This window comes from Pelagicoccus mobilis (assembly GCF_016595505.1).
GTDB lineage: Bacteria > Verrucomicrobiota > Verrucomicrobiia > Opitutales > Opitutaceae > Pelagicoccus > Pelagicoccus mobilis.
Map to the genome: position 1 here is coordinate 104,896 of NZ_JAENIL010000002.1, position 22,548 is coordinate 127,443.

Below are 22,548 nucleotides of genomic sequence, written 5' to 3' on the forward strand. Positions count from 1 at the left end.
AAAAATGATCTACACGGTCGAGAAATGGATCAAGGAGACTGCCTTTGGCTGCAACATGTGCGGCCAATGCATTCTGAGCCATACCAAGCTCACTTGTCCCATGAACTGCCCCAAGGGTCTGCGCAATGGGCCCTGCGGCGGAACCCTCGAAGGCAAATGCGAAGTCATTCCCGAACTCGACTGCGTCTGGACCAACATCGAAAAGAAGAAAGCCGGCAACAAGGTCTTCAAGCTACACCTCCCCCCCGATCCCCAACTTCTCAATACAGCCAGCTACGTAAACTACCTCAACGGCAAGGACAAAAAGACGCGTCTCCCGCATGAGTTCTTGGATACAGGCCATATTGAAGCCAACTCCACGCTCTCCCAAAAAATGATGCGAGGCGAATTCGTCGTCACCTTAGAAATCGCCTCCCCCTTGAAGGAGAAGGGCCTGAGTCGCGTCGAAAAAATCATGCAGCGCGTCGCCGCTCACGTGGATGCCGTCAACACCACTACCAATGCAGGCGGCATCCCCTCGCTTCACTCGACACGCACCGCCGAAGTCGTCAAAGCCCACGGCGTCGAGGCGATCATCCAGTTCTGCGGTCGCGACCATCGCAAAGAGGACTTTCTCGCTGAGTTCGACCGAGCCCTCGAAATGGGCTACGCCAACTTCCTCCTGCTGACCGGCGACTGGCTTCCCAACGAAAAACGCGAAGTCAATCAACGCACATGGTTTCCTATGGATAGCTCGCAGATGATTCACTTCGTCAACGAACGCCTCGACTCGTATCAGCAATCTCACGACACAACCCCTTTCCTCGGCTGTGCCTCGAATCCCTTCTCCACACCGATGGACATCAGCGTGAACCGTCTCCACTTCAAACGAAACGCCGGAGCACGCTTCAGCCAAACGCAGGCCATCACTCACGTCCCCACCTACGTGGAATGGTACAAACAAGTCCGCGCCGGACGATCAAGCGAACCCAAGCTCACCATCCCGTCGATTCCTCTCGTCGGCAGCCAACGCGCCTTCGAAGTCCTTTGCCGTCTCCCCGGCGTCTATGTCGACCCATCGCTCCACGCGATAATGGAACAACCCAACTTTCAACGCAAAGCCCTCGAATGGGCTTTCGAAATCGCCGAAGGCGTCACCGAAGGAGGAGCCGCCGGCGTGCACGCCATGAACTTCGGCATGCCGCCCGAACTGATCGATGAATTCCTCGTACAGATACGGGAACGCGCCAGCGCCGCTCGCCAACGTGCGTCGGAAACACTCATGAACCTTTAAACGAAATTCGTTATGCCCGAAAACAAAGCATCGACCACCATCATCTCATCTAAGTCGCACCGCGTGCGCATCGCGCCCAATCGCAGAACGGTCGTCATCGGCGAACGTTGCAATGCCCTCGGCTACCGCAAAGTACGTGAGAGCGTCGCCAACGGAGATTGGAACGAGCTCGTCCAACGAGCCGTCGATCAATACGAGGCCGGAGCGGGTATCATAAATGTGAATATGGTTGGTCTCGATATTCCCGAAAAAGTGCTGCTTCCCATCGCTGTCGCCGCCATCCGGGCCAAAGTAGATTGCCCCCTCTCCCTCGACTTCGGCGACCCCGAAGCCCTGGATATCGCCCTCGGAAAGATCGAAGGCCGCAGCCTCATCAATTCCGTTTCCGGCGAACGCGAAAAGATGGATGAGATTTTCCCCATCGCCCAAAAACACGGTGCCGCCATGATCGCCATGACCGCGGATGACGACGGCATCCCCTACACGCCGGAAGGTCGCCTCAAGTGCGCCGAAGCCATTCTCAAAGAAGGCGAGAAATACGGTTTCACCGTCGATGATTTCATATTCGATTGCATCGCAATAGGCGTCGCCACTGATGTGGGAGCCGGCACCTGTACCATGGAAACGATGAAGCTCATCCGCAAAGAGCTCGGCGCCAACATCACCCTCGGGGCTTCCAACGTCAGCTTCGGTATGCCCAAACGCAAAACCCTCGACGCCTACTATCTCGCCATCGCCATCTACAACGGCATGAACGCGCCCCTCACCGACATCACCCACGACGGACTTAAATGGGCCATGCTCGTCGCCGACACCGTCAACGGTACCGACAAGCTCGGCATGAAGTATATCAAAGCTTCCCGCCAAGAAAAAGCCGCCCGCCTCGCCGCCCAAGAGGAGGCGAAGCAAGTCGCCACTACCGTCTAATCCTCACTTGGGAAACACGCAAACGAACGCATAATAATAGATGAACGGCATCAATTCGTAACCGCAGAGGACGCGGAGATCGCCGAGAAAAATCGATCCTAAAAACCCTCTGCGTACTCAGCGTTCTCTGCGGTTTAGAAATCTTCTAGTTTCACTTTTCGATATAGTATTGCCTCCGAGAATCCAGGTGTAGTCCCGATCTCCAATCTTCAATTTCCCAACCCTGAATGCACCAGATTGATATCACAGAACCCTGCACGCTCTCCTCTCATCTAAGAGAGCAACGCATCCCCCTCAAGATGTCCTGCGGAGGACACGGTTCCTGCAAGACCTGCCGCGTCATGCTCGACGGAGACCCCGTACTCGCCTGCCAAACCGAAGTCGAAAGCGGAACCTACGATATCACCGTACCGGATTCAGCCGCCTCCAGCGCCGACATAAAGATAGACTTGAGCGCCATCGAAGATGGGCTCCATTGCGAACAACCGCGCTGGGAACGAAAAACGATCACCGTCGCCAATGCGGGAGAACACCCAAACCTCTCCAATCGCCAACGCATCGAAAAAGCCCTCGATGCCTCCCTGCCCCTCTCTCCTCATTTCTTCAACCACGTTTCCAGCGATGCGTTCGAAGGTCCCATCGCACTCGCCTGTTTCGATGATGAAGCCCAATGGCCTCTCTTGTCCAGTGACGGAAAAAAAGCCTACGCCATCGCTGTCGACATCGGCACCACCACTCTCGCCGCCGCATTGATCGACCTCGAAGACCGGTCGTTGATCGATTGCCAAGGCCGTCTCAATGGACAATACGCCTACTCGGAAGACCTTGTCGCCCGTATCGCATTTTGCCATACATCTGAGCTCCTCGCCGAAATGCAGGATCTTGTACTCAAGCGCTCACTCATTCCTCTTCTGAATTCTCTCCTGAAACGAAACGGCGTAGCCAAGGATCAACTACTCACAACCGTCATCTCAGGCAATGCCCCCATGGTTCATATTCTCCTTGGACTCGACCCCACAGGCATGGGCGGCTGGCCTTTCAACGGAGTCGACTACGCTCCCGCGCCACGCACCGCCACTGACTATCGACTTCCAGGGAAACGGCTCGAATTCATCCCCTCGCAAAGCGCTTATCTCGGTGGAGATATTATCAGCGGACTCACTCTTATCGATTTCGAAAACCAAGCGGACAACACTCTCTTCGTCGATCTCGGCACCAATGCGGAAATGGCCCTCAAGAGCGGAGGCCAGCTGCTTTGCACTGCCGTCCCCGCCGGCCCCTCCTTTGAAGGCGGCGGCTTTCCCTGCGGCATCAGCGCAATTCCCGGAGCGATCGATCACGTATGGAATGAAGGCAGCGAACTCAGATACAGCACCATCGGCGACCAAGACGCCATCGGGATATGCGGATCCGGCATCATCTCCTTCGTAGCCGCCGCCTTCCGAGCACGCATCCTCAAAAAGAAAGGGCGCTTCGCCCGCCGCCACGAAAAGATTGAAGAACGCGAATTGCTCGGCGAGACTCATCGCGTGTATCCGTTCAGCGATGACATCTACATCAGCGAGGACGATATCAGCAATTTCCTTCAGGCCAAAGCCGCCGTATTCTCCGGAATCATCACCCTCGCCAAATTCGCGGGGCTCGATGTATTCGACATCGAGCAGCTGCACCTCGCAGGAAACTTTGGCGCTCGCATCCACATACAGGACATCATCGACATCGGACTCATCCCACCTCTCGACTCCGAAAAGGTCCACTCATGCGGCAACACCTCCCTCAAAGGCGCCGTTCGTTACGCGGTCGATCGAAAAGCCAAAGTCCGTATCGACTCCCTCATCGACAAACTCGAGTGGATCGAGCTCAACGCCCAAGACTCCTTCCAAGACGATTTCATCAACGCGCTCTTCATCCCCCATCTCACGCTCGAATTTCCAAAGTCAAAACTTAGCTTCGCCAGCCTCCGTACCTCGGAAATCGAAACCCGCTAAGCCCGAATGTCCCATCAATCAAAGTGCATCGAAGCCACACTCCACGGGCTCATAAGCGAAAGCTTAAGCCGAGGTATCCAAGCCTTTGGACAAGACCGTATCCAAAAATGGGTGATCCGTCGCGGCATGGAATTCCAAAGTCCCTGGATTTGGTGGGGCGACCCGAATAAAACACGTCAAGAATCCTACGGCGGCGGCCCCCACGAGGGGATTGATTTCGCGCTAGGAGAGATGAAAGACTCCAAGCGTATCCAAGCCGGCATGGCGGGACTTCAGATCCCCGCCTTCACCGAAGGAACCCTTCACTGGACCTTTCCTGATCTCGTTGGCGACACCGCAATCGTAGTCAGCGACAAGGCCATCAATGGACAGGCGATTGTTTTCCAATACTCACATATCGAACTCGATGCCCCGCAAATCGGCGACCGCCTCAGCCAAGGGGATGCCATCGGCAAAATTGCTCAATCGCAAAATCCCAAATCAATCACAGCCTCACACCTTCACCTATCGGTCGCCCTCATCGAGCAAAACCTACTTGAACGACCCAATCACGAAGTAGATTTTAACAACTGGCTAGAATGGGAACAATTGGGTCAACTCACCTATTTCGATCCCCTCGAACTTCTGAGTCCAGAAATCAAAGAGACCCGCTTCGTTCTAGGCCAAAAAGCCAACTCCCCATTTTCGCGCCTAGTCAGCACTGGAGCGACCAAAGAAATGCGTCTCGAACTGCGCCGCACCCTGAGCCTCAATTTCCCTGGGGTCCAGGCCCTGAGCAAAAAAACGCTCTCCGAAGCGAGCGCCCATCAAACCAACGACAGCCTACTCATAAACAGGAAAAACGGCACCTGGGAAATCCAGCCCAGCCCAAGCCTCGAAGTCCCCTCTCAAACGTGCCTCGAAGGCGACACAGATCAAAAGCTCGTCGACACTCTCTGCAAGATCGAGACCGCCAACAAAACCTTTGCTTAGTCCGATTCCTCAAAGTCGCCCCCACATACTCCGATCAATCAGCCGCCGCGCTAATCTTGAAATTCTGATAACGCGCCGAGCGGGTAAACATGTGACGCAGACCAATCCGCCCTTCCGTCACCGTCGGCAGATTCGGATTCGTCATGTGGCAGTAATAGTCCTGATCCGCATTTTGGATACGCATCAGGATCTCTCGATCCTTTTTGATCACGGTTATTTTATGCGGCACGCCCGTCTCGAACAGTCCCTCTGGAAAATAGTCCGGCTCTAGATCCGAGCCCTTCAAACCGGTCGCGTTCGGCATGTACCGACGAGCCCGAATGTACTGCGTCGTATCTTCATCATTCGGAAACGCCGCGTAGCTGATGTGATAGGTATTCATGTGATCGAAATACATCCGCATCGCCGGAACGCGCCGTAGCTCGCTCCACCCTGTAATGTCTTCGACAAATGGAGCCTCACCGCTCCCTGTCGCCTGAATATAAAGAATGTTCACGCAATTCGTTTCCGAATCGAGACGCGTGTAGTCGTATTCGATTTTCACATCGCCTTCGAAAGACTCCTTTGTCCACAGAACCATGTGGTGAGCATCATTCTTAAACTCCGGCCCCGCCGTCAGCGTCATGCCATCCAAGCTCGTGGTCACTTTTCCAACCTCGCCATCAAGAAACCACTGCTGCGTCCAATCTCCCGTACAAGAATCGGAAAAGACCTCTTTCCACGCCTCTGCGGACGCATCTTCAAATGCGGTACGTTCAGCGGTCGCCATCGAATCTATTTGTTTCCCACAGCCACACAAAGAAAGGCCAGCCACCATGAGAGTTAAAAGCGTCTCTATTTCTTTCATCGCTATTACGTTCTGCAAAATTCATCAAAGGTCCACTCTTCAATCCGCATGAAAAACTTCCTTTAGTGACACGCACACGGGAGAATTGTCAGGATTGGTATCCATGATATCGGCCATATAAGCCCACCACTTCTTGACGATTTCCGTCTCCGGCAACTGATCGGCAGTGTGATTGTCTGCTAGCTTTTGCACCGCAAAGAGCGTGAGCGTCTCTTCATCCAAAAATATCGAATAATCGGATACGCCCGCCGCCGACAGCTCCGCCGACAATTCTGGCCAAATCTCATCATGACGCTTCTTATACTCGTCCTCGAAGCCCGGCTTGAGCTTCATCTTAAATGCGTTTCTTTTCATAAAGTCTATCTAGCGTATTTTATAAACCACAGAGGACACAGATAATGCGATATTGGAGTTGATCATTCCGAAAACAACAACTTCATCTGTGAATATCTGTGTAATCTGTGGTTAAAACAACACCCATAATCAGTCATTTCCAAATAGGTCCGGCATCATTTATCTCAGTAGCCCCTGCGTCCTGTCCAGCAACGATTCCTTCAGACGGCCGCGGCCCTGGATACAACCTTTCATAACTGACTCTATCGTGGCGATCCGGCGTCATGTTTTCTAACTCCGGAATAGAATCGCCTGTCCGCTCTTGCCATTCATCCATCATCGCCCGCATGTTCTCCAGCGTTGCGTTCATTTCCGGGTTCCCGACTAAATTGCGGACTTGCTTCGGATCCTTGGATACATCGAAAAGCAGTTCCTCCGCCCGGTTGACTGAGAATATTTCATCTTCTTCGGGCCGCAGTTTCCCTGACGGTTTCAAGCGTAGCAGATCCGCGTAACTCGCCTTCGCCGCGTTCACCATCAGGAAGCTGTAGCTTTCAGGCGTAAAATCCCGCATGTAAACGAAATCTCCCCAACGAACCATTCGCCCGCAACCAATCTGAGTATGCCAATTGCGCTCACCGAACAAGAGGTCCCGCGTCTGCGTCTTCGAATCGCGGCAAATAGGAAGAAAACTAACACCTTGAACCCGCGAGGGCGTAGGCAATCCCGCAACCTCCAAAATTGCGGGAGCGATATCGATCGCACTCACAAGAGAACCGCTCCGTGCACCCTCTTCAAACTGTCCCTCCGGCCAGTGGACGACTAAAGGCGTCTTCATACCGCCATCATACAAGGAAGTCTTACTCCGCGGGAAGGGCCGACCATTATCGGCCAACACGATAATCAAGGTATTTTCGTAGACCTCCTGAGTTTTAAGTTCCTCCACGACATCGCCCACGAAACGATCGAAACGCCGCACCTCGTCGTAATAGCTCGCCATGTCCGTACGGGCAATCGGCGTATCCGGCACCCCAGCAGGTACCATAACCCTAGAGGGATCATGCGGCCGTTCTTCCGTATCCGCTTCCCAAGGACGGTGAGCATCTAAGGCGGCAAACCACATGAAAAACGGATTGTCCATGGGCCTCTCCTGAAGATGACGCACCCAGTTCGCTGCCCCTGTCGGTTCATCCGGATAGTGAATATCGTCTACCACGTCGAACGCGGGACGGGTCGCCTCTCCCATATGCCACTTTCCGGAGAGCACGCTGTAGTAGCCTGCATTCTTCAGAGCTTGAGGAAACATGAACTGCCCTTCCGGCAAAGGCATATGCAACTCCGGAGCGCCTGTATTATGCGGATAACGACCCGTAATGATACTGCAACGACTTGGACTGCAGGAACTCGCCGTCACGTACGCATTTTCAAAAAGCAGGCCGCCCTTAGCCAATTGATCGATATGCGGCGTCTCAACCTGTCCCCCATAACAACTAAAATCAGGAGATACATCATCTCCGATAATCAACACCACGTTAGGCCGCTCTGCCGCGTAGGCTCCAAAGCAGAGCATCAGCAAGGAAACGATCGAAATACGGCAGCGGTTCACAATGAGTCGCGTTTCCAAATTCATAGCTTCTCGATCTCAATAAATCGAAATCCGTTCTTCTCATCTTCGATCTCAACCCAAGCCTCAAAGCTGACAGGTCCTTTCTCAAGATACACCTTTTCGAAGCGGCACTGAGACTCCGCATAGAGTATCGAGTTTTCAATGACGCTTTCACCAACCTTTAGTGTGACCGGATGCGTTTTCTTCAACAACTCGCTCCATTGGCAGGTGATGCGATAATAGCCTGCAGTCTTCACATCCAGACTGAAGACTCCATTATCGCCATCAAAGAGTCCTCCGCCTTTCCAATCCTGGCGCGACAAGACCACAGGATTCTCTCGCTCGCTCCCGACCCAAGTTCGTACGGACGTAAAGTCCGACTCCATCACACCGTCGAACCACGAATCATAACGTTCTTTCAAGCGTTCGACAATTTCCGGACGATCCCCTGCCAGATCCTTTGTTTCCAGAGGGTCCGCACTTAAATCGTACAGCTCGAATTTCGCAGTTTCGAGGGAATACGGTTCAATCCCTCTGCCTACCGCTTGAACCAATTTGAAATGACCATTGCGTACCGCAATATTTCGATACCTTTCAGGCTCCAGTCCACGGTGGAACTGAAAGTAAAACGTTCGCTCCGGCCAATCCGTCTCCCCTTCATCCAACAGAGGAAGCAAACTCCTTCCATCGAATGCGACCTTTTCGGGATAAGGGACTTTGCAAACGTCCAGGATTGTCGGCATCAGATCCTCAACCGATCCCACCTCATTGAGCCTTTTTCCATTTCCTTTCCCTCCCGGCAATTTGATTAACGCAGGAACGCGTATCCCATTTTCATATACATAGGTTTTTCTCCCACGCAATCCGCTCTCCCACAAATCTTCTTGCTTATGCAAACTCGAGGTACCGTTGTCGCCTACGAAAACGAAAAGCGTATTCTCCGAGGCCCCTGCACGATCCACCGCATCGACGATTCTTCCGAAATTATCGTCGATATTCGTGATCATACCGTAGTAACGAGCCGTCTCCTCACTCAAACCCGCTTCTCGATACGGGTCCGCGTACGAGTCCGCCACGGTCAAAGGGTGATGCGGCGTATTGGGAGCCCAATACACGAAAAACGGCTTCTCGCCCGCTTCCGCGATAAACTCCACTGCCGCATCCGTAAAGGCATCCACGCAGTAGCCCTCAAACTCCCTTTCGATGCCGTTTTCAAGAAGCGGCGCATTGAAATAATTATCACGCCCCAGCGGACTATACGGAGCCCCAATCATGCCGCCAACGTGAGTAAGGGAATAATCGAATCCCTGATCGATCGGGCGCGCTGGAGCATTGTCGCCAAGGTGCCACTTGCCGAACATTCCCGTCCGATATCCTGCCCCTTTAAGCGCTTCGGCAATCGTCACTTCACTCGGCTTCAAAATCGACCGCGCCTCTTGAGTATCGATCACGCCCGTCTTCAAAGCGCTGCGGCCGGTCATCAAGCTCGCCCGAGTCGGCGAACACACCGGACAGGCATAGAACTGTTCGAAAACCGTCGCCTCGGATGCGAAACGATCCAGCACCGGCGTCTTCAAATGCGGATTCCCATTAAAGCCCACATCGCTGTAACCTTGATCATCCGTTATAACCAGTACGACATTGGGGCGCTGTGCGAACCCTTCCGAGAACAGCAGCGCCAAAACGCCCATTAAAGCGACTATTCTAGATTCGAGGACTTTCATACAATTTATCTAGCGTCTCTTCTGTTCTTGCCCCTTAGACCTGTCCAATTCTTCGTAATCTGACTGTCAAATTGATCCTCCATCGCAAGTTCACCGGAACTCTCTTCATCTCTCGAACGTCCTTGCTGCTTGCAGCAAAGGGAAGAAGAACAATCCCCTTATTCTCTCACGAAACCGATGCTCCCTTTCCGACTTCTAGTCCTCCTCACCTTATTGGCTACGCCCTTCTTCGGACCTAGCACCTATGCAGAGCAAACGCAGGGGCTCACGTTCTCGTCCCTTCCCGAAGCGCCCCTTTCCCTCGAAGGAAGCTTCAAAGGACGACTCGGAGACACCGTCATCCTCGCAGGCGGCCTTGCGAAAAACGGAGCGTCCAATACAAAGGTATTCGCTTTATTCAAAGACGCCGAAGAATGGCGAGAAATCGGTACGCTCGAGCACCCTTGGCACAACGGCGCCTCTGTTGTCGATGGGAATAAACTTCTGCTCATCGGCGGTGAAACGAACGGCAAGGCAACTGCCAAAACGATGAGTCTCTCGCTGGCCGGCCAAGACGGAATCAAAACGAAAAGGCTTCCCGACCTGCCCACCGCCCTAACAAACCCAGCCGCCACGGTCAAAGGCGGCACCCTCTACGTCGCAGGCGGCACCACCGATGGGACCCACCAAGGATCCACAAACTCCTTTATATCCCTCGAGCTCTCCGATCCCAATGCCGCCTGGGTCGAAAGGACCTCGTGGACTAGCCCCGCTCGACACTCCGCTTTTCTCATCAACTCCGTGGATACGATTTCCCTAATCGGTGGAATCGGAAGCGATGGTTCGCCTACCACGGACAGCCCCGTTTTCCATCCGGTTAAGGGCTGGAGAACGAACGATTCGACGTCTCCTCAAGGAAGGATCCTCGACGCCGCAAAACTCGGCGACTCCCACGCCATCGCTCTGATAAATGACGGCACCCAAACCGCGCTCAATCTGTATCATATGATTGGCGACACTTGGATCAGCTCCACTGAAGCTCAGCCGCCGCTATCCAACAGATCGCAGCTCATTTCCAGCGGAGAGAGTTTCCTCATCATAGATGAAAACGCAGCCCTCGAAGTCGAACTTCCTGCACCGGACACGAATTATGGCTGGTACGACCACACATCGGTTGCCCTCTACTTCATCGCTCTCGTCTACATCGGTTTTTACTTCACCAAAAAAGGGAAGAGCTCTGAAGAGTACTTCCGTGGCGGCCACCGTATTCCTTGGTGGGCGACCGGCATGAGTCTCTTCGCCACCGGCGCCAGCGCTTTGAGTCTAATGGCCATGCCTGCAAAATCCTACGCAGGCAATTGGGCCTTCTTTGCCATCAGCCTCTACTTCCTCATCGCGCTGCCTATCGCGATGTATCTTCTCGCGCCCCTCATTCGCAAACTGAACTACGGGACCGCTTTCGAATACCTGGAAGACCGCTTCGGGCTCTCAGTCCGCATGCTCGGTAGCACGATCTTTGCCTTGGGCCAAATCCTTGGTCGTATGGGCACTATCCTCCTCTTTCCAGCCGCTGCCCTCGACGCCATCGCCGGGATCCCCATGGAGCTGAGCGTGCCGGTCATGGGCATCGTCACCATCGCCTACACCTACATGGGCGGACTCTCGGCCGTAATCTGGACCGACACCATCCAAGGATTCGTCATGATCGCCTCCGTATTGGGATGCTTGATACTCGCCTGGACGAAGATCGACATGCCCACAACAGAGATATGGACGACTCTGCAGGACCAATCGAAACTGCATGTGTTCGACTGGGGAGCCTCCTTGAGCACGGAAAACGTTACCACCGTCTTCATCGGAGTGATCGCTCTGACTCTCCTCTACATAGGCGACCAGAACTTCGTGCAACGCGTGCAATGCACCCGTAACCTCCGCGAAGCGAAGAAGGCGATCGCCACCCAACTCGGAGTCGCCATTCCCATCAACTTCCTCCTCTTCGCGCTCGGCACCGCCCTCTTCATTTTCTACAAAGCTCAGCCCGCTGAACTAAGCCCCACGATTAAGACCGACGGCATATTCCCCTTCTTCGCCGCTCAGCAACTCCCCCCAGGCGTGTCCGGCTTCGTAATCGCTGCCCTGCTCGCCGCCACCATGTCGACGATATCCAGCAGCCTATGCAGCGTATCCAATCTCATCGTCGACGATTACTATAAGCGGTTCTCGAAAAAGGCTACCGATGCCAAAGCCGTTCGCGTCGGACGTTGGGCGATACTGCTCATCGGAGTATTCGGGGTCTCATCCGCATTCTACCTCAACTCCTTCGAAACACCCTCCCTATGGGATCTCTTCCTGCGAGTGGCAAGTATCATATCTGCCACTACAATCGGAATCTACACTCTCGGGCTCCTAACGCAAAAGGCAAACGAGATAGGCGTCCTAGCCGGAATCGCTGCCGGAATGATTGCCACCTACTTCGTCGCCCAAGACGAGGCTATCATCTTCTGGCTCTACCCAGTATACGGATCCCTCGTCACCATGGCAGTAGGCTACGCGGTAAGCCTTGCCACCGGCGGTAACCGAAAAGACATCGAAGGCCTCACGCTCGCCACCCTAAAAAACCGCAAAGGCGGCCTCGACGATTGAGAATCGATTCAGCGCAATACGACTTTTACTTTACCCCCTGACAGCATGCGACCTATCAATTCGCATCTCATGACTTACCAAGCAGGTCAAACTCACCTGCTCTAGGCTTGTGGCGACCTGAATGGTTCCGACCGAAGCCATGTCAGATCACCTTCCCATCGCAAAGGTCTTTTCAAAAACCTTCGCTCTCAACCACTCCCTTATGTCGATTTCAATACGCTCCGTTTCAATCGAACGACACGATGTAAGGACACGCATGCCATTCAAATACGGCATAGCAACGATGACAGACCTGCCACACTGTTTCATCCGCGTGACAGCCGACATCGATGGAGCTGATGCGCAAGGCATTTCAGCCGATCATCTGCCTCCAAAGTGGTTCACAAAAGAACCCGAAAAGGACCCCATCGACGAAATCGATGAAATGCTGTGCGTCATCGAAAAAGCAGGCCAATTCGCTCGAGAGATCGAGGAGAAAAGCGTCTTTGCATTTTGGAAGACGCTTTACGATCGCCAAGATGCTTGGGCCAAACAACAGAACATCCCACCCCTGCTCGCCAATTTCGGAACATCGCTCATCGAACGAGCGCTCATCGACGCCTTCTGCAGGTATCGCGAACAACCGTTCCATTCCCTCCTTCTTGAAAACGCGTTCGGGATACAATGGGATTCGATTCGCACCGAACTCGCCGAATCCTCTCCCAAGGATCTATTGCCTTCCCGTCCTCTGGAAACCCTCTCCATCCGCCATACCGTCGGACTCGGCGATTACATACGCGAATCGGACATCCCCGAATCCGAGCGTCTGTCCGACGGTCTTCCCCAATCCCTGGAGAACTGTATTCGGTTCTACGGTACAAAAGACCTTAAGATCAAGGTGAATGGAAAGGTCGACTCCGACATAGAGCGACTCCAAGCAATCGCAAAGACCTTCTCGGAACTAGGAATCCAAGACTTCGCATTTTCAGTAGATGGGAATGAACAATTCAAGGATGTCGCGACCTTCAAGTCGTTTTGGGAGACGCTGAGGAGCAATAACGACTCTAGGAGTTTCCTCGATGCTTTGCTCTTCATAGAACAGCCCTTTCACCGAGACGTCGCTTTGAATGACTCTATTGGCGACGCATTAAAAGCCTGGATCGATGCCCCTCCCATCATCATCGACGAGTCCGACGGCGAAATCGAATCGATGCCGAGAGCGCTCGAGCTGGGTTATCGAGGGACGAGCCACAAGAACTGCAAAGGCGTTTTCAAAGGCATCATCAATCGGGCTCACATAAATCTGCTGAACCGCAATTGCGGCAAAGAGCGCCATCTCATGAGCGGAGAAGACCTTTGCAATATCGGCCCAATCGCCAATCATCAAGATTGCCTAGTCCAAGCCTCTCTCGGCAATGCCTCAGTAGAACGGAACGGGCATCACTACTTCAAAGGAATATCCGTATTCGATATCCAATTGCAACGAAACGCGCTTAGGAGCTTTCCCCAACTCTATACCCAGTCGGATGACGGCTACGTTCGTCTCAACATCAAAAATGGGCAACTCCCTACCAAGGACCTCACCGCAACACCTTTCGGAACGGATGACAGTCATTTCGGCTATTAGGATCTGCCAAGACAAAACGCTCATCTCTAATTCATAGATACAAGTTTTCCTAATATTCCGGAATATTCTAACGACCACAGTTGAGACCGATAGCCCAATCACCTGGCTCACAGTCGCGCCCAGAAACGAGATTTTCAAAAACACGTCGCATGACTACTATCTAATCGAATTCAACAAAATGCCCTTCCAACAGTCGCTTCGCTGCCCCGTAAACTTCAGAAGTGCTCATTCTCAACTCGCTTGCGAGCACAGCGTTAGGAAGCTCCTATTCTTCAAATAGAAGCATCAACGCGACCCCAACATCTTCAGAATTCATTGTCATCGGCCAATATTCACGATTCGCGAATAGCGAATACTCAAACGATTCTCAACTCGACGAACCCACTTTCGATTACACCTACCGACACCTATCCTATTTTTAAACTACTGATAGACAAAGCCCCGTCCCAATCTCGGATCTCCCACCATTTCCTGCCGAAGCAACATATCGAAGCTTCGGCTTTTTCGTTTCTGGCGAGTAAACCGAATTGATCCGAGACGCGAACTCGGAGAGTTTGACGAAAGGAGCAAAGCGACTGGAGAAGGGACATGCAACGCATGGGTCCGAAGGACTTGAGCAAAGCTCAACCAATCTCGGATCTCCCACCATTTTGACCGAAGCAAGAAGGCGATGCTTCGGTTTTTCAGTACCCAAACCACACGTATTCTTCTGAATATCAATATTTTGCGACACATCCAGTGTTCTTCTTCGATTTTCAGAAAAATGAAATTAAACGACACACTTACCCTCTAATGGGGCACAAAGCGGAACCACTCGGCATCGTCCTGTCTTCCGTTCATTCAGCACCCAAAGACAAAGAGATCAATAAGCTACGAGCAGTACAAACAGCTCTTTTCTTGGGCTTACCGACACCGCCCCACTTCGGAAGCCCCTTTTCAGTGAATCAAACCAGCTGAACAGGATAAATACAACGAAATCGAGTACATGCCAATCAAGGATGTCATCAAACTCTTCGTTCGAGGCGAATTACGAGGAAGCTGACACACGTGCTCTATTGGCTCTGAGTTTTTTGAGGGCGTTCGAGCTTCCGCTATCAGCAGAATCGAAAGGATATATTTAGATTACTATAAACAAACGCTGTTCACGCCGACTTGGAAAACCAAGAAAAGCCGTAGTCAGCTCGTCGAAGAGCACCCAGTCGTAATATAGCAATGGATACGAAGAGTTTCCGACTCCGCATTTGCCCCTTCCCTGCAAGAACATCAAGAGCCAAGCAGAGCAAAAATCCTGGAAAGCCAAAACAGCAAGAAGCCGTTATTGGAAAAAGTATAGAGCTCTCAGGGAAGCAGGTCTAGCCGCCTAAGACTTGCTCTTCTTGGGAAGTGTAAACTGCTTCACGTTCTTTTGAGGTAACAACTTCCTCAATTTTTCGATGAGCTTGCTCTTCCTCGGGTCCGAGGCCAAGTTTGTCCACTCGTTCGGATCCACGCGGTGATCGTATAGCTCCTCGCTGCCATCTGCATAGCTGATGTAACGCCAATCTTTCGTGCGCACCGAATGATTGTTTTGAAAGAGAGTCGTTATCGCAGCATGCGGCCAATCAGCATCAGCATCCACTAACAAAGGAGCGACACTATTTCCTTCCACTACCGGGTTCTCCGACAAACCGCAAAGATCGACCAACGTAGGATAGATACTCAACAATTCGACAGGTTGATCAACGACCTTGCCCTCGTCACCTCCTGGGTAACTAACGATGTACGGCACGCGCGTGGATCGCTCCCAGAGGGTCCACTTCGCCCAATGACGCTTTTCACCCAGATGGAATCCATGATCAGCATAAAACACAATGATCGTATTGTCCGCATGGGGACTCTTGTCCAGGGCATCAAGCACCCTACCCACCTGTTCATCCGTCCAGCGGATACAAGCCAGATACGAACGCATCGCTTCGTACCACTTCTCATTACTGTTCTTCTCAACCCAGTCCTGAGATGCTGGATACGGGCTATAGATTATTTTCTTCGCATGCTCTGATATGTCGTCGAGATCATCTGTTTTCACCAGCGGCAGACGCAACTCACCTGAAAGATCCGGGTGATTGTAAACACGTTCGGGCGAAAAGAACGGAACGTGGGGTCGGTAAAAACCGAGGGAAAGAAAGAAGGGACGATCATACTCCTTTCCAAGTTGGTCAATCGCCCAGGATGCATCTACGTAGTCGGCGAACTTCTCTTCATTGTAGGTTTGCGGTCCAAAATCCCATAGCCAGTGCATATGATCGGGCCGCTCTGTTTGCACAGCCTCATCCAAGTCGATCCATTGCCCAGGACGAGGTCCTTCCACCTCAAAGTCCCCCTTCGGCAACTTCGACGCATGGTAAAGCTTCCCTGTCGTCATGGTCAGGTAGCCATTCGCGGCGAAATGCCTCGGCAAGCTCACATGCTTAGAATAGAAAGCAGGTGTTTGGGCCGAGTTTGGCTTATTGTCGTAGAAGCCTGTAGTTGAGGGACGCATACCAAACATCAAACTCGTCCGCGAAGGGTTACAGATCGGAGCCTGGCAATGTGCATTCGAGAAGAGAGTACCTCTTTTCGCAAGCCGGTCTATATTCGGAGTTTTCGTATCAGGATGCCCATTGAGGGCGCCGATCCAGTCGTTCAAATCATCAACCGCGATCAAGAGAACGTTTGGCTTTTCAGCACTCGCTCGAAGAAACGGGATAAACAAGGCAAGGGTCAGGGTGCAGAGGAGCGTTTTCATATTTGGGCTTAAAAAGAAGCGAACTACTCGCTAGCAAAGTTTACAAGATTGAAGAAGATCATATCCGCGACCGGATCTTTTCCAAGGTTCTCGACAATTCGCAATTCTGAGATCACACAACGTCCCTTTCCGAAGGGGACGATCGCAAGATCTGCCCCCCACCAGGACTCTCCGGGACCAGAATACTGAAGATCGTCCTCGTGCGAAAACCACTCGTAACCAATAGAGCTGGCAACACTTTCACCACCTAAATCGCGCAACGTGGTTTTAGGATACACGTTCTGGTAAATGTCTCGCATTACCGTATCGCTCGGGAGTCCATCAAAGATCGGGTGATCTCTCACAAGATGCGGAATACAAGACCAGAGGCCCATGGCGTGTTCAACGTTACCCGACACCGGAAGCCCTAGCTTCTTTATCTGAGTCGATTTCGACCGATCGAATTTCGTACCGCTACCTTGAATATAGACGGCGGTGCCTCCCGATTCGATGAAATCAACTAACTCACTCAGCAAAGCCTTATCCTTGGCCTCTTTAGCGGCAAGACTTGTAATGAAAACGGGAATATCCGCAGCAGTGTCCTTCGAGAAGCTTGAATAGCGAACTCCAGATTCCTCAAGAAAAGGAGTTAAAGTATTCCCCAAATCCAACACTGCGATCTCGGCGGCCGGAACCTTCAAAGAAGCAGAAGAGAACACCTCAATTTCGTATTCATTTTTAGCTAACACATCTCCCTTCTCCGAAAGAGCTCGAGCCTTAATCGTGTAAGTTCCAGAAAGCCTACGAGCATCGACCTCCTTTTCAAAAATTCGGGATACACCATGGGTGTAATCGAAGCTTAGCTCTTTTTTGAAGACACTTTTCCCTGATTCTGAGAGGACATCGACCTCCAAAAGAGACGGAATCGAATCCAAATCGTTGATACCGGTAACCTCGATCTTAACGCCTTCATCAGAGTAGACGTTGCGAGGATAAGCCCTTAAAGCCAGAATCCGTGGCTGGTTCGCGGCTTTAGTTCCTTCGTACACATAACCTTTAGGTTGCCGCCAGATGTCCAATAGACCTGCTCCCAAAACCCAGTCCCCTCCAGTCAATGCATGCACGCAAAAGCCCCTGACATTGGGATTGCTGCGGATCGCCTCAAGCATTCGCTTGTTCCCCATACCGTGAATTTCCTGCTGAGCTTCAACGAAATCATCAAAATCCGGAAAGAGATAATCGAATCCGCTCTCCTTGATCATCCGCTCCTGCTCTTCTTGCAAGCGAGCATGATAGCGATAAGCTGGAGCAAGAGGCTCGCCCTTTTCTTGAAATAACTCATTAACCGACGATAGGTCAGGCAGGCTTCCATACCCAATTTCAGAAATGAATGACGGAATACCCGCGACCACATTCCGCCCTGGCGTATTGCCCGTAAAGCCGGAGGTTTTCTTCTCATCATCGCTCATCCCGATCGCTAGATACCCATCAAACAATTGATTGTTAATGAATGGACCTGGGTAATTGTGAATATCATTAATTTTTGTCGGCTCGTATTCGTAAGGTAGATACATATTCGCTCCAAACGCCCAACCGCCAGACTCGTCCAAAATGAGGCGAGTGGGGTCAAGATCGCGAGCCATCATCGCCATTGGACGCATCGCTTGCATCAAAATCGGGCGATGCAATTCGTTGAATAGTTCCCACTGCACAATACAGGTTCGGTTCCGATCACGCAGAATGGTCTCTCGTATTTCATTCTCAATACGCCGAGGCAGGTAGGGAGTCGAGTGCGGCAGACGCATACATTCGATCGCCGGGCTTGCGATCACGAGTACTCCCATTTCATCTGCGATATCCAGCCATTGAGGCACCGGCGGACGACGCCAAGGCCGGATCATGTTGAAGCCAGCTTCCTTCGCCAACCGGATCTCAGTACGGATCATTTCCTCGCTGTCAGGATTGGCAATACCGCGCGGATAAAGACCTTCGAAGAAAGTCGCTTTGATATAGATCGGCTCGCCGTTGAGCTCGAAACCACCCTCCTCCAGGGTCAGGTGGCGTAATCCAAATCGGTGTGACCAACTATCTGATAGATGCCCCTCCGTGCTCACTGTCAGGCGGGCTTTGTATAGATTCGGAAATTCGGGTGACCAGGGTAGTGCCCCTGGCATTTTGATTGTCCAGCTCTTTCGTGTAGTTCCAGGACGTAGATCCAAGTCTTCCCTCAAAACCGCTATTTTTTTGCTTCCCTCCTCCGTGCTGAAAATTTCGATTTCAAGATCAACCTTTTCCGTCTTCACACCCGTTTGATCCAGCTCAACTTCGAATGTGGCTGAAGACTCACCCAAATTTGGTCTTAAGAAAACGTCCTTAACATAAGTATCTCCAGTAGCTACGAGTTGTACCGACTGCCAAATACCTGCGGTCAATCCTCCCCGCCACTGCACTGTCTCCAATTGCCCAATACCATCGATATTTTTATCCTGAAGCATTATCGGACCGACGACCCTCAAGGCCACTGAGTTCATTTCTCCCGGCTTCAATACACGGTCGATGCGAAACTCGAAGGGAGTGAAACCTCCTTCATTTACGCCAATCGCCTCATCATTAATCCAAAGTTCACTCAGATAATTGACCGCTCCAAACTGGATCCGGACGACCTTGTCCTTCCAATCAGCAGGAACCTCGAACTCACGACGATAGAAGGCCACGCCTTCGTAGTCTTTCTCAATTCGCTCCCACGCGCTCGGCACGTCGATTGCGCGACGTCCTTCTACTCTATTGAAGTTCTCTTCTAGCTGCCAGTCCCCATCTCGGCCAGCGTTATCTACGTCAAAGACAATCTCCCACTTTCCATCAAGGGAGAGAGTGTCGGTTGGGGCCGATTTTGCAGCACCAGAAGATACTGAAAGCGATAAAGTAGCAGAGAACGCTACAAACAACAGGGATCTAATACCTAACATTGTGAAGTCCATGTGACAGAGTTAAAATACCAGAGGTACCAGCAGCCTTTTTGAGCCGGCGACCGGCCTCGCGGAAACTAGATTCGTCAAGCTGCACCTGCATTCCCTCCGGAACGTCCAATCTCAAAGTGCCAGCCTCTAAATTCCAATCTACGAGCAAATTCCCCATCGGACTGGGCAGCGAGCCGCTTATCTCCTTTAGCTCGGTATTTGGCAGGGAGAGGACCACTGTCTTAAGCCCCGGGGACGTAGGACGAAGTCCGAGCAAGAACTCTCCGAACAACGCGGTAGGAAAAGCGCTTTCAGTCTGCGCATCGCTTCTCGTCTTGCCTGCGACAAACCTACCCGTTCGTCCGGTACCGTGTAGCCACCACTCCTCCCACAGGGTTTCATTTGTACCCACTTCAAACATACGCGAAAAACGTTTCTGAAGGAGAGCTAAAGACTCGTCAGTGTAGCCATATTGAGCGAGCCCCTTATGCATGAGGTAAGACACAGCAGGCGTAACAACCGTCAAGCCAGACTCCCGCCGAGCCAGCTCCTGAGCATCCCCCGCCAATAGCTCCCGAGCGACAAGCTCACCTTGCTCCACTGTAGCGACCCCCAACGCCAAAGCCATGCCGTTGGCGTGTTCGCTAAACATAAGCGACTGTTCCTCACCCATCACCGCGTCACAAAACAAGCCTCGATCTTCATTCCAAAACAGTCCGCGCAATGAATCTCGTAACACATCCGCCTTCCCCGAGAATTCAGCCCCTGATTCATCGCCCAACCAAGTTAGTAACTCAGCGAAATCCTCCAAAGCTCCCAAGTAGTGGGCGTTGATACAGAAATTCGCCCCACGACGATCTAGATTGGAGTGATCTATCCAATAGGAAAAAGAAGGCCGGTCCAATAGGCCACGCTCATCCACATATATAGCAAAAAACGACATCAAACGTCGAGCTGCCGGCAATAACTCAAGCACACTGTCTTTGTCTCCCGAATACAGAAAATAGTCATGTAGCAAACGGATCCATGCGGTGTTCGAATCGAGAATCACCATGAAGTCGTCTCCATGCTGGGGAGCGTAGGCGGGCATCAAGCCGCTCGCCACTTGCTCTTGAGCAGCCTGAAACAGGCAGCGTCTCACCAAGGCATAGTCCGCGAAGCTCCAGTAGTTTCCCAATGCTGCGTAGTATGTCGTCTGAACGTATTGGCGACGCTCCCGATAGTTGTCCGTGAAGGCATCCGTCGTACAAACGTCCAGCGTCTTGAGTGTCGCGTGCCAGGCCGCTTCCAGCCACGGACTCTCCGGCACGTGAAAACCACCCTTCTTGCTGAAAGGGTACGAGATTTGGTGTACTCCCACCTCTTTAAGAACAACTGGCCTACTCCCCCCCGAGACTCTCAATCCCAGATAGCGGGTTGGTTTGAAATAGGCGGATCTCCAGTTATCATCCCCTCCCGAAAGGGTCACACGATCGTGCAAAAGAGAGTCGATAACATTCGAAGTGAATGTCCCATCAACAACAAACGGAGAGCACAAAACATCGACGACAACACCCTCCGCGCCCTCGATCTCGAAATAGGGCAGGCCATTAACAACTTCACCAAAATCATAGAGCAAGAACACCCCATCCCCCCCTGCTAGATCATTCCTCACCGAAAGATGCTTCTGCACGCTCTCCTCGCTTTCATGCACGAGGGAAGAGTCTATTCGTTTGGTAATCTGGATACGCGCTTTTTCAACATCCTCCCCAGAAGGAAATAGTTGAGCCTGGAGCAACTCCGATGGCTTTCTCTTTTCCTCTTCTAGATAAGGAATATCCCTGCGATAAAGAGCCGTCCAAGGCGACGTGAGCACACTTCCCTCATCGTTAGATTGCTGACTGGGCCACCCAACTCTTCGATGAAGCACTGTAGCGTTCGCCCAAGCGGAATCATCAAACTTGATGCGATTCCATCCACGCTCCTCTTTTCCCAAGTCAACTCGATCCCTGCTCTCGAGATGGAAGCGACTGATAAGAGGAGAACCATCATCCCATGAGGCATCAGGAGAAACTTTCCAGCCCCTGCCACTTGAAAGCAAAGTGCGACCTTCACCTGCCTTCGGTCCAACATCCAACTGCACCAGCAGACCTGCCCGCGCTTTATGATGGTAGGAAACAGTCCCTTTTTGAAACAAGGAACGAACCGCTATCAGGTTTTGCCCATCGGCTAAGAGCGGAGCTACCTCAAACTCGTCGTAAGACTGGTGATGCGGAGCGCAGCGAGCCGGTCCACGTGCCACGTATTGCCCATTTACATACAGTTCGTAGATCGAGGTAGCCGATATCTTCAAGCGAGCGGAACTTGGCCGCTCCGACAACTCAAAGCTTCTTCTCGCCAGAAGAGATGAACTTTGAAGGCCTTCGTCCAACCAGATCCAACGGGCCTCCCAGTTTTGAACCGAACGAGGCTCTGAGGGGCGATCTGACCAAACGCCGACAACTCCATTTTCCATCTGCGAGTAAGCCTCCCTTTCCTTCCCTTGGCAGCTCAATGTCAACGCAAACACTACCCCAAGCGAGATCCCGGATATGATTTTTCGTACCAACATGTATTGAGCAGAAGTGAAAGGATTCATTTGTTTTATCGAGGATTGGAGAAGCCTAGTAGCAAAACAAATACGCTCTATTATCTGAATGCCCCTCTGGGAATGGACGCCCCCGGAGACTGATGTCACCGACAGTCGCGGTCAGGGCGAAATTGACATTCACGATTTTCACCCGACGGACTGGGACCCGAAACGGAATTGTGCGGGCCTGAGACTCCTCCACCCCCTATGCGCTTGGAATCGGATCTTCAGTAATATTTCCCATTCAAGCAGAGCTTCCAGATGAGCAATGAAAGAGGATATGAGAATCAACAGAAGGCTTGGCTTCATTGAGGTGAGATGGGGAGTGTTCGAATGTTTAGT

13 protein-coding genes are annotated in these 22,548 nt (G+C 52.1%); 6 read left to right on the forward strand and 7 right to left on the reverse strand.

The genetic code is table 11. The features are described 5' to 3' along the window. Positions 1-4 precede the first annotated feature (4 nt). The 4 genes from JIN87_RS01215 to JIN87_RS01230 all read left to right on the forward strand — a co-directional run bounded on the left by JIN87_RS01215 (position 5) and on the right by JIN87_RS01230 (position 5,160). Positions 5-1,273, forward strand: a complete 1,269-nt coding sequence (locus JIN87_RS01215; RefSeq protein ID WP_200353679.1) for a methylenetetrahydrofolate reductase C-terminal domain-containing protein — start codon at positions 5-7, stop codon at positions 1,271-1,273. 12 nt (positions 1,274-1,285) lie between these two features. Beyond that, on the forward strand, positions 1,286-2,200 hold the full coding sequence (locus tag JIN87_RS01220; protein WP_200353680.1) for a dihydropteroate synthase: 915 nt from the start codon (positions 1,286-1,288) through the stop codon (positions 2,198-2,200). A gap of 227 nt (positions 2,201-2,427) precedes the next feature. Beyond that, positions 2,428-4,188 (forward strand): ASKHA domain-containing protein, encoded by a 1,761-nt coding sequence (locus JIN87_RS01225; protein ID WP_200353681.1) that lies wholly within the window; start codon positions 2,428-2,430, stop codon positions 4,186-4,188. 6 nt (positions 4,189-4,194) lie between these two features. Then, positions 4,195-5,160: a M23 family metallopeptidase gene (locus JIN87_RS01230; protein WP_200353682.1), complete on the forward strand. Its 966-nt coding sequence runs from the start codon at positions 4,195-4,197 to the stop codon at positions 5,158-5,160. A 34-nt stretch (positions 5,161-5,194) separates the two neighbouring features. On the opposite strand, the gene JIN87_RS01235 is transcribed toward JIN87_RS01230, so the two are convergent. From JIN87_RS01235 to JIN87_RS01250, 4 genes are all read right to left on the reverse strand, one after another. Next, positions 5,195-6,007, reverse strand: a complete 813-nt coding sequence (locus JIN87_RS01235) for a DUF1961 family protein (protein ID WP_200353683.1) — start codon at positions 6,005-6,007, stop codon at positions 5,195-5,197. Between the two features lie 39 nt (positions 6,008-6,046). Then, a complete protein-coding gene (rhaM, locus tag JIN87_RS01240) occupies positions 6,047-6,361 on the reverse strand; it encodes an L-rhamnose mutarotase (RefSeq protein ID WP_200353684.1) in 315 nt (104 codons plus the stop codon). A gap of 133 nt (positions 6,362-6,494) precedes the next feature. Further along, positions 6,495-7,970, reverse strand: coding sequence for a sulfatase family protein (locus tag JIN87_RS01245; RefSeq protein ID WP_200353685.1), 1,476 nt, complete (start codon positions 7,968-7,970; stop codon positions 6,495-6,497). Beyond that, complete coding sequence (locus JIN87_RS01250) at positions 7,967-9,670, reverse strand: arylsulfatase (protein WP_200353686.1); 1,704 nt, start codon at positions 9,668-9,670, stop codon at positions 7,967-7,969. Before JIN87_RS01250 ends, JIN87_RS01245 begins: the two co-directional genes overlap by 4 nt. A gap of 177 nt (positions 9,671-9,847) precedes the next feature. On the opposite strand from JIN87_RS01250, the gene JIN87_RS01255 reads away from it, so the two are divergent. Together JIN87_RS01255 and JIN87_RS01260 are read left to right on the forward strand one after the other, a co-directional pair. Beyond that, entirely contained in the window at positions 9,848-12,292 is a 2,445-nt protein-coding gene (locus tag JIN87_RS01255; RefSeq protein WP_200353687.1) for a sodium:solute symporter, read from the forward strand. A 139-nt stretch (positions 12,293-12,431) separates the two neighbouring features. Then, the gene (locus JIN87_RS01260; protein WP_200353688.1) at positions 12,432-13,898 is read left to right on the forward strand and encodes an enolase-like domain-containing protein; all 1,467 of its coding nucleotides are present in this window, start codon (positions 12,432-12,434) and stop codon (positions 13,896-13,898) included. Positions 13,899-15,258: 1,360 nt separating this feature from the next. On the opposite strand, the gene JIN87_RS01265 is transcribed toward JIN87_RS01260, so the two are convergent. Genes JIN87_RS01265 through JIN87_RS01275 form a run of 3 tightly spaced genes read right to left on the reverse strand, consistent with a single transcriptional unit; the run spans position 15,259 to position 22,215 of the window. Beyond that, complete coding sequence (locus JIN87_RS01265) at positions 15,259-16,662, reverse strand: sulfatase (RefSeq protein ID WP_200353689.1); 1,404 nt, start codon at positions 16,660-16,662, stop codon at positions 15,259-15,261. Between the two features lie 23 nt (positions 16,663-16,685). After that, entirely contained in the window at positions 16,686-19,607 is a 2,922-nt protein-coding gene (locus JIN87_RS01270) for a glycoside hydrolase family 2 protein (protein WP_200353690.1), read from the reverse strand. Further along, positions 19,594-22,215, reverse strand: coding sequence for an alpha-L-rhamnosidase-related protein (locus tag JIN87_RS01275; RefSeq protein ID WP_200353691.1), 2,622 nt, complete (start codon positions 22,213-22,215; stop codon positions 19,594-19,596). Before JIN87_RS01275 ends, JIN87_RS01270 begins: the two co-directional genes overlap by 14 nt. Between the last annotated feature and the right edge of the window lie 333 nt (positions 22,216-22,548).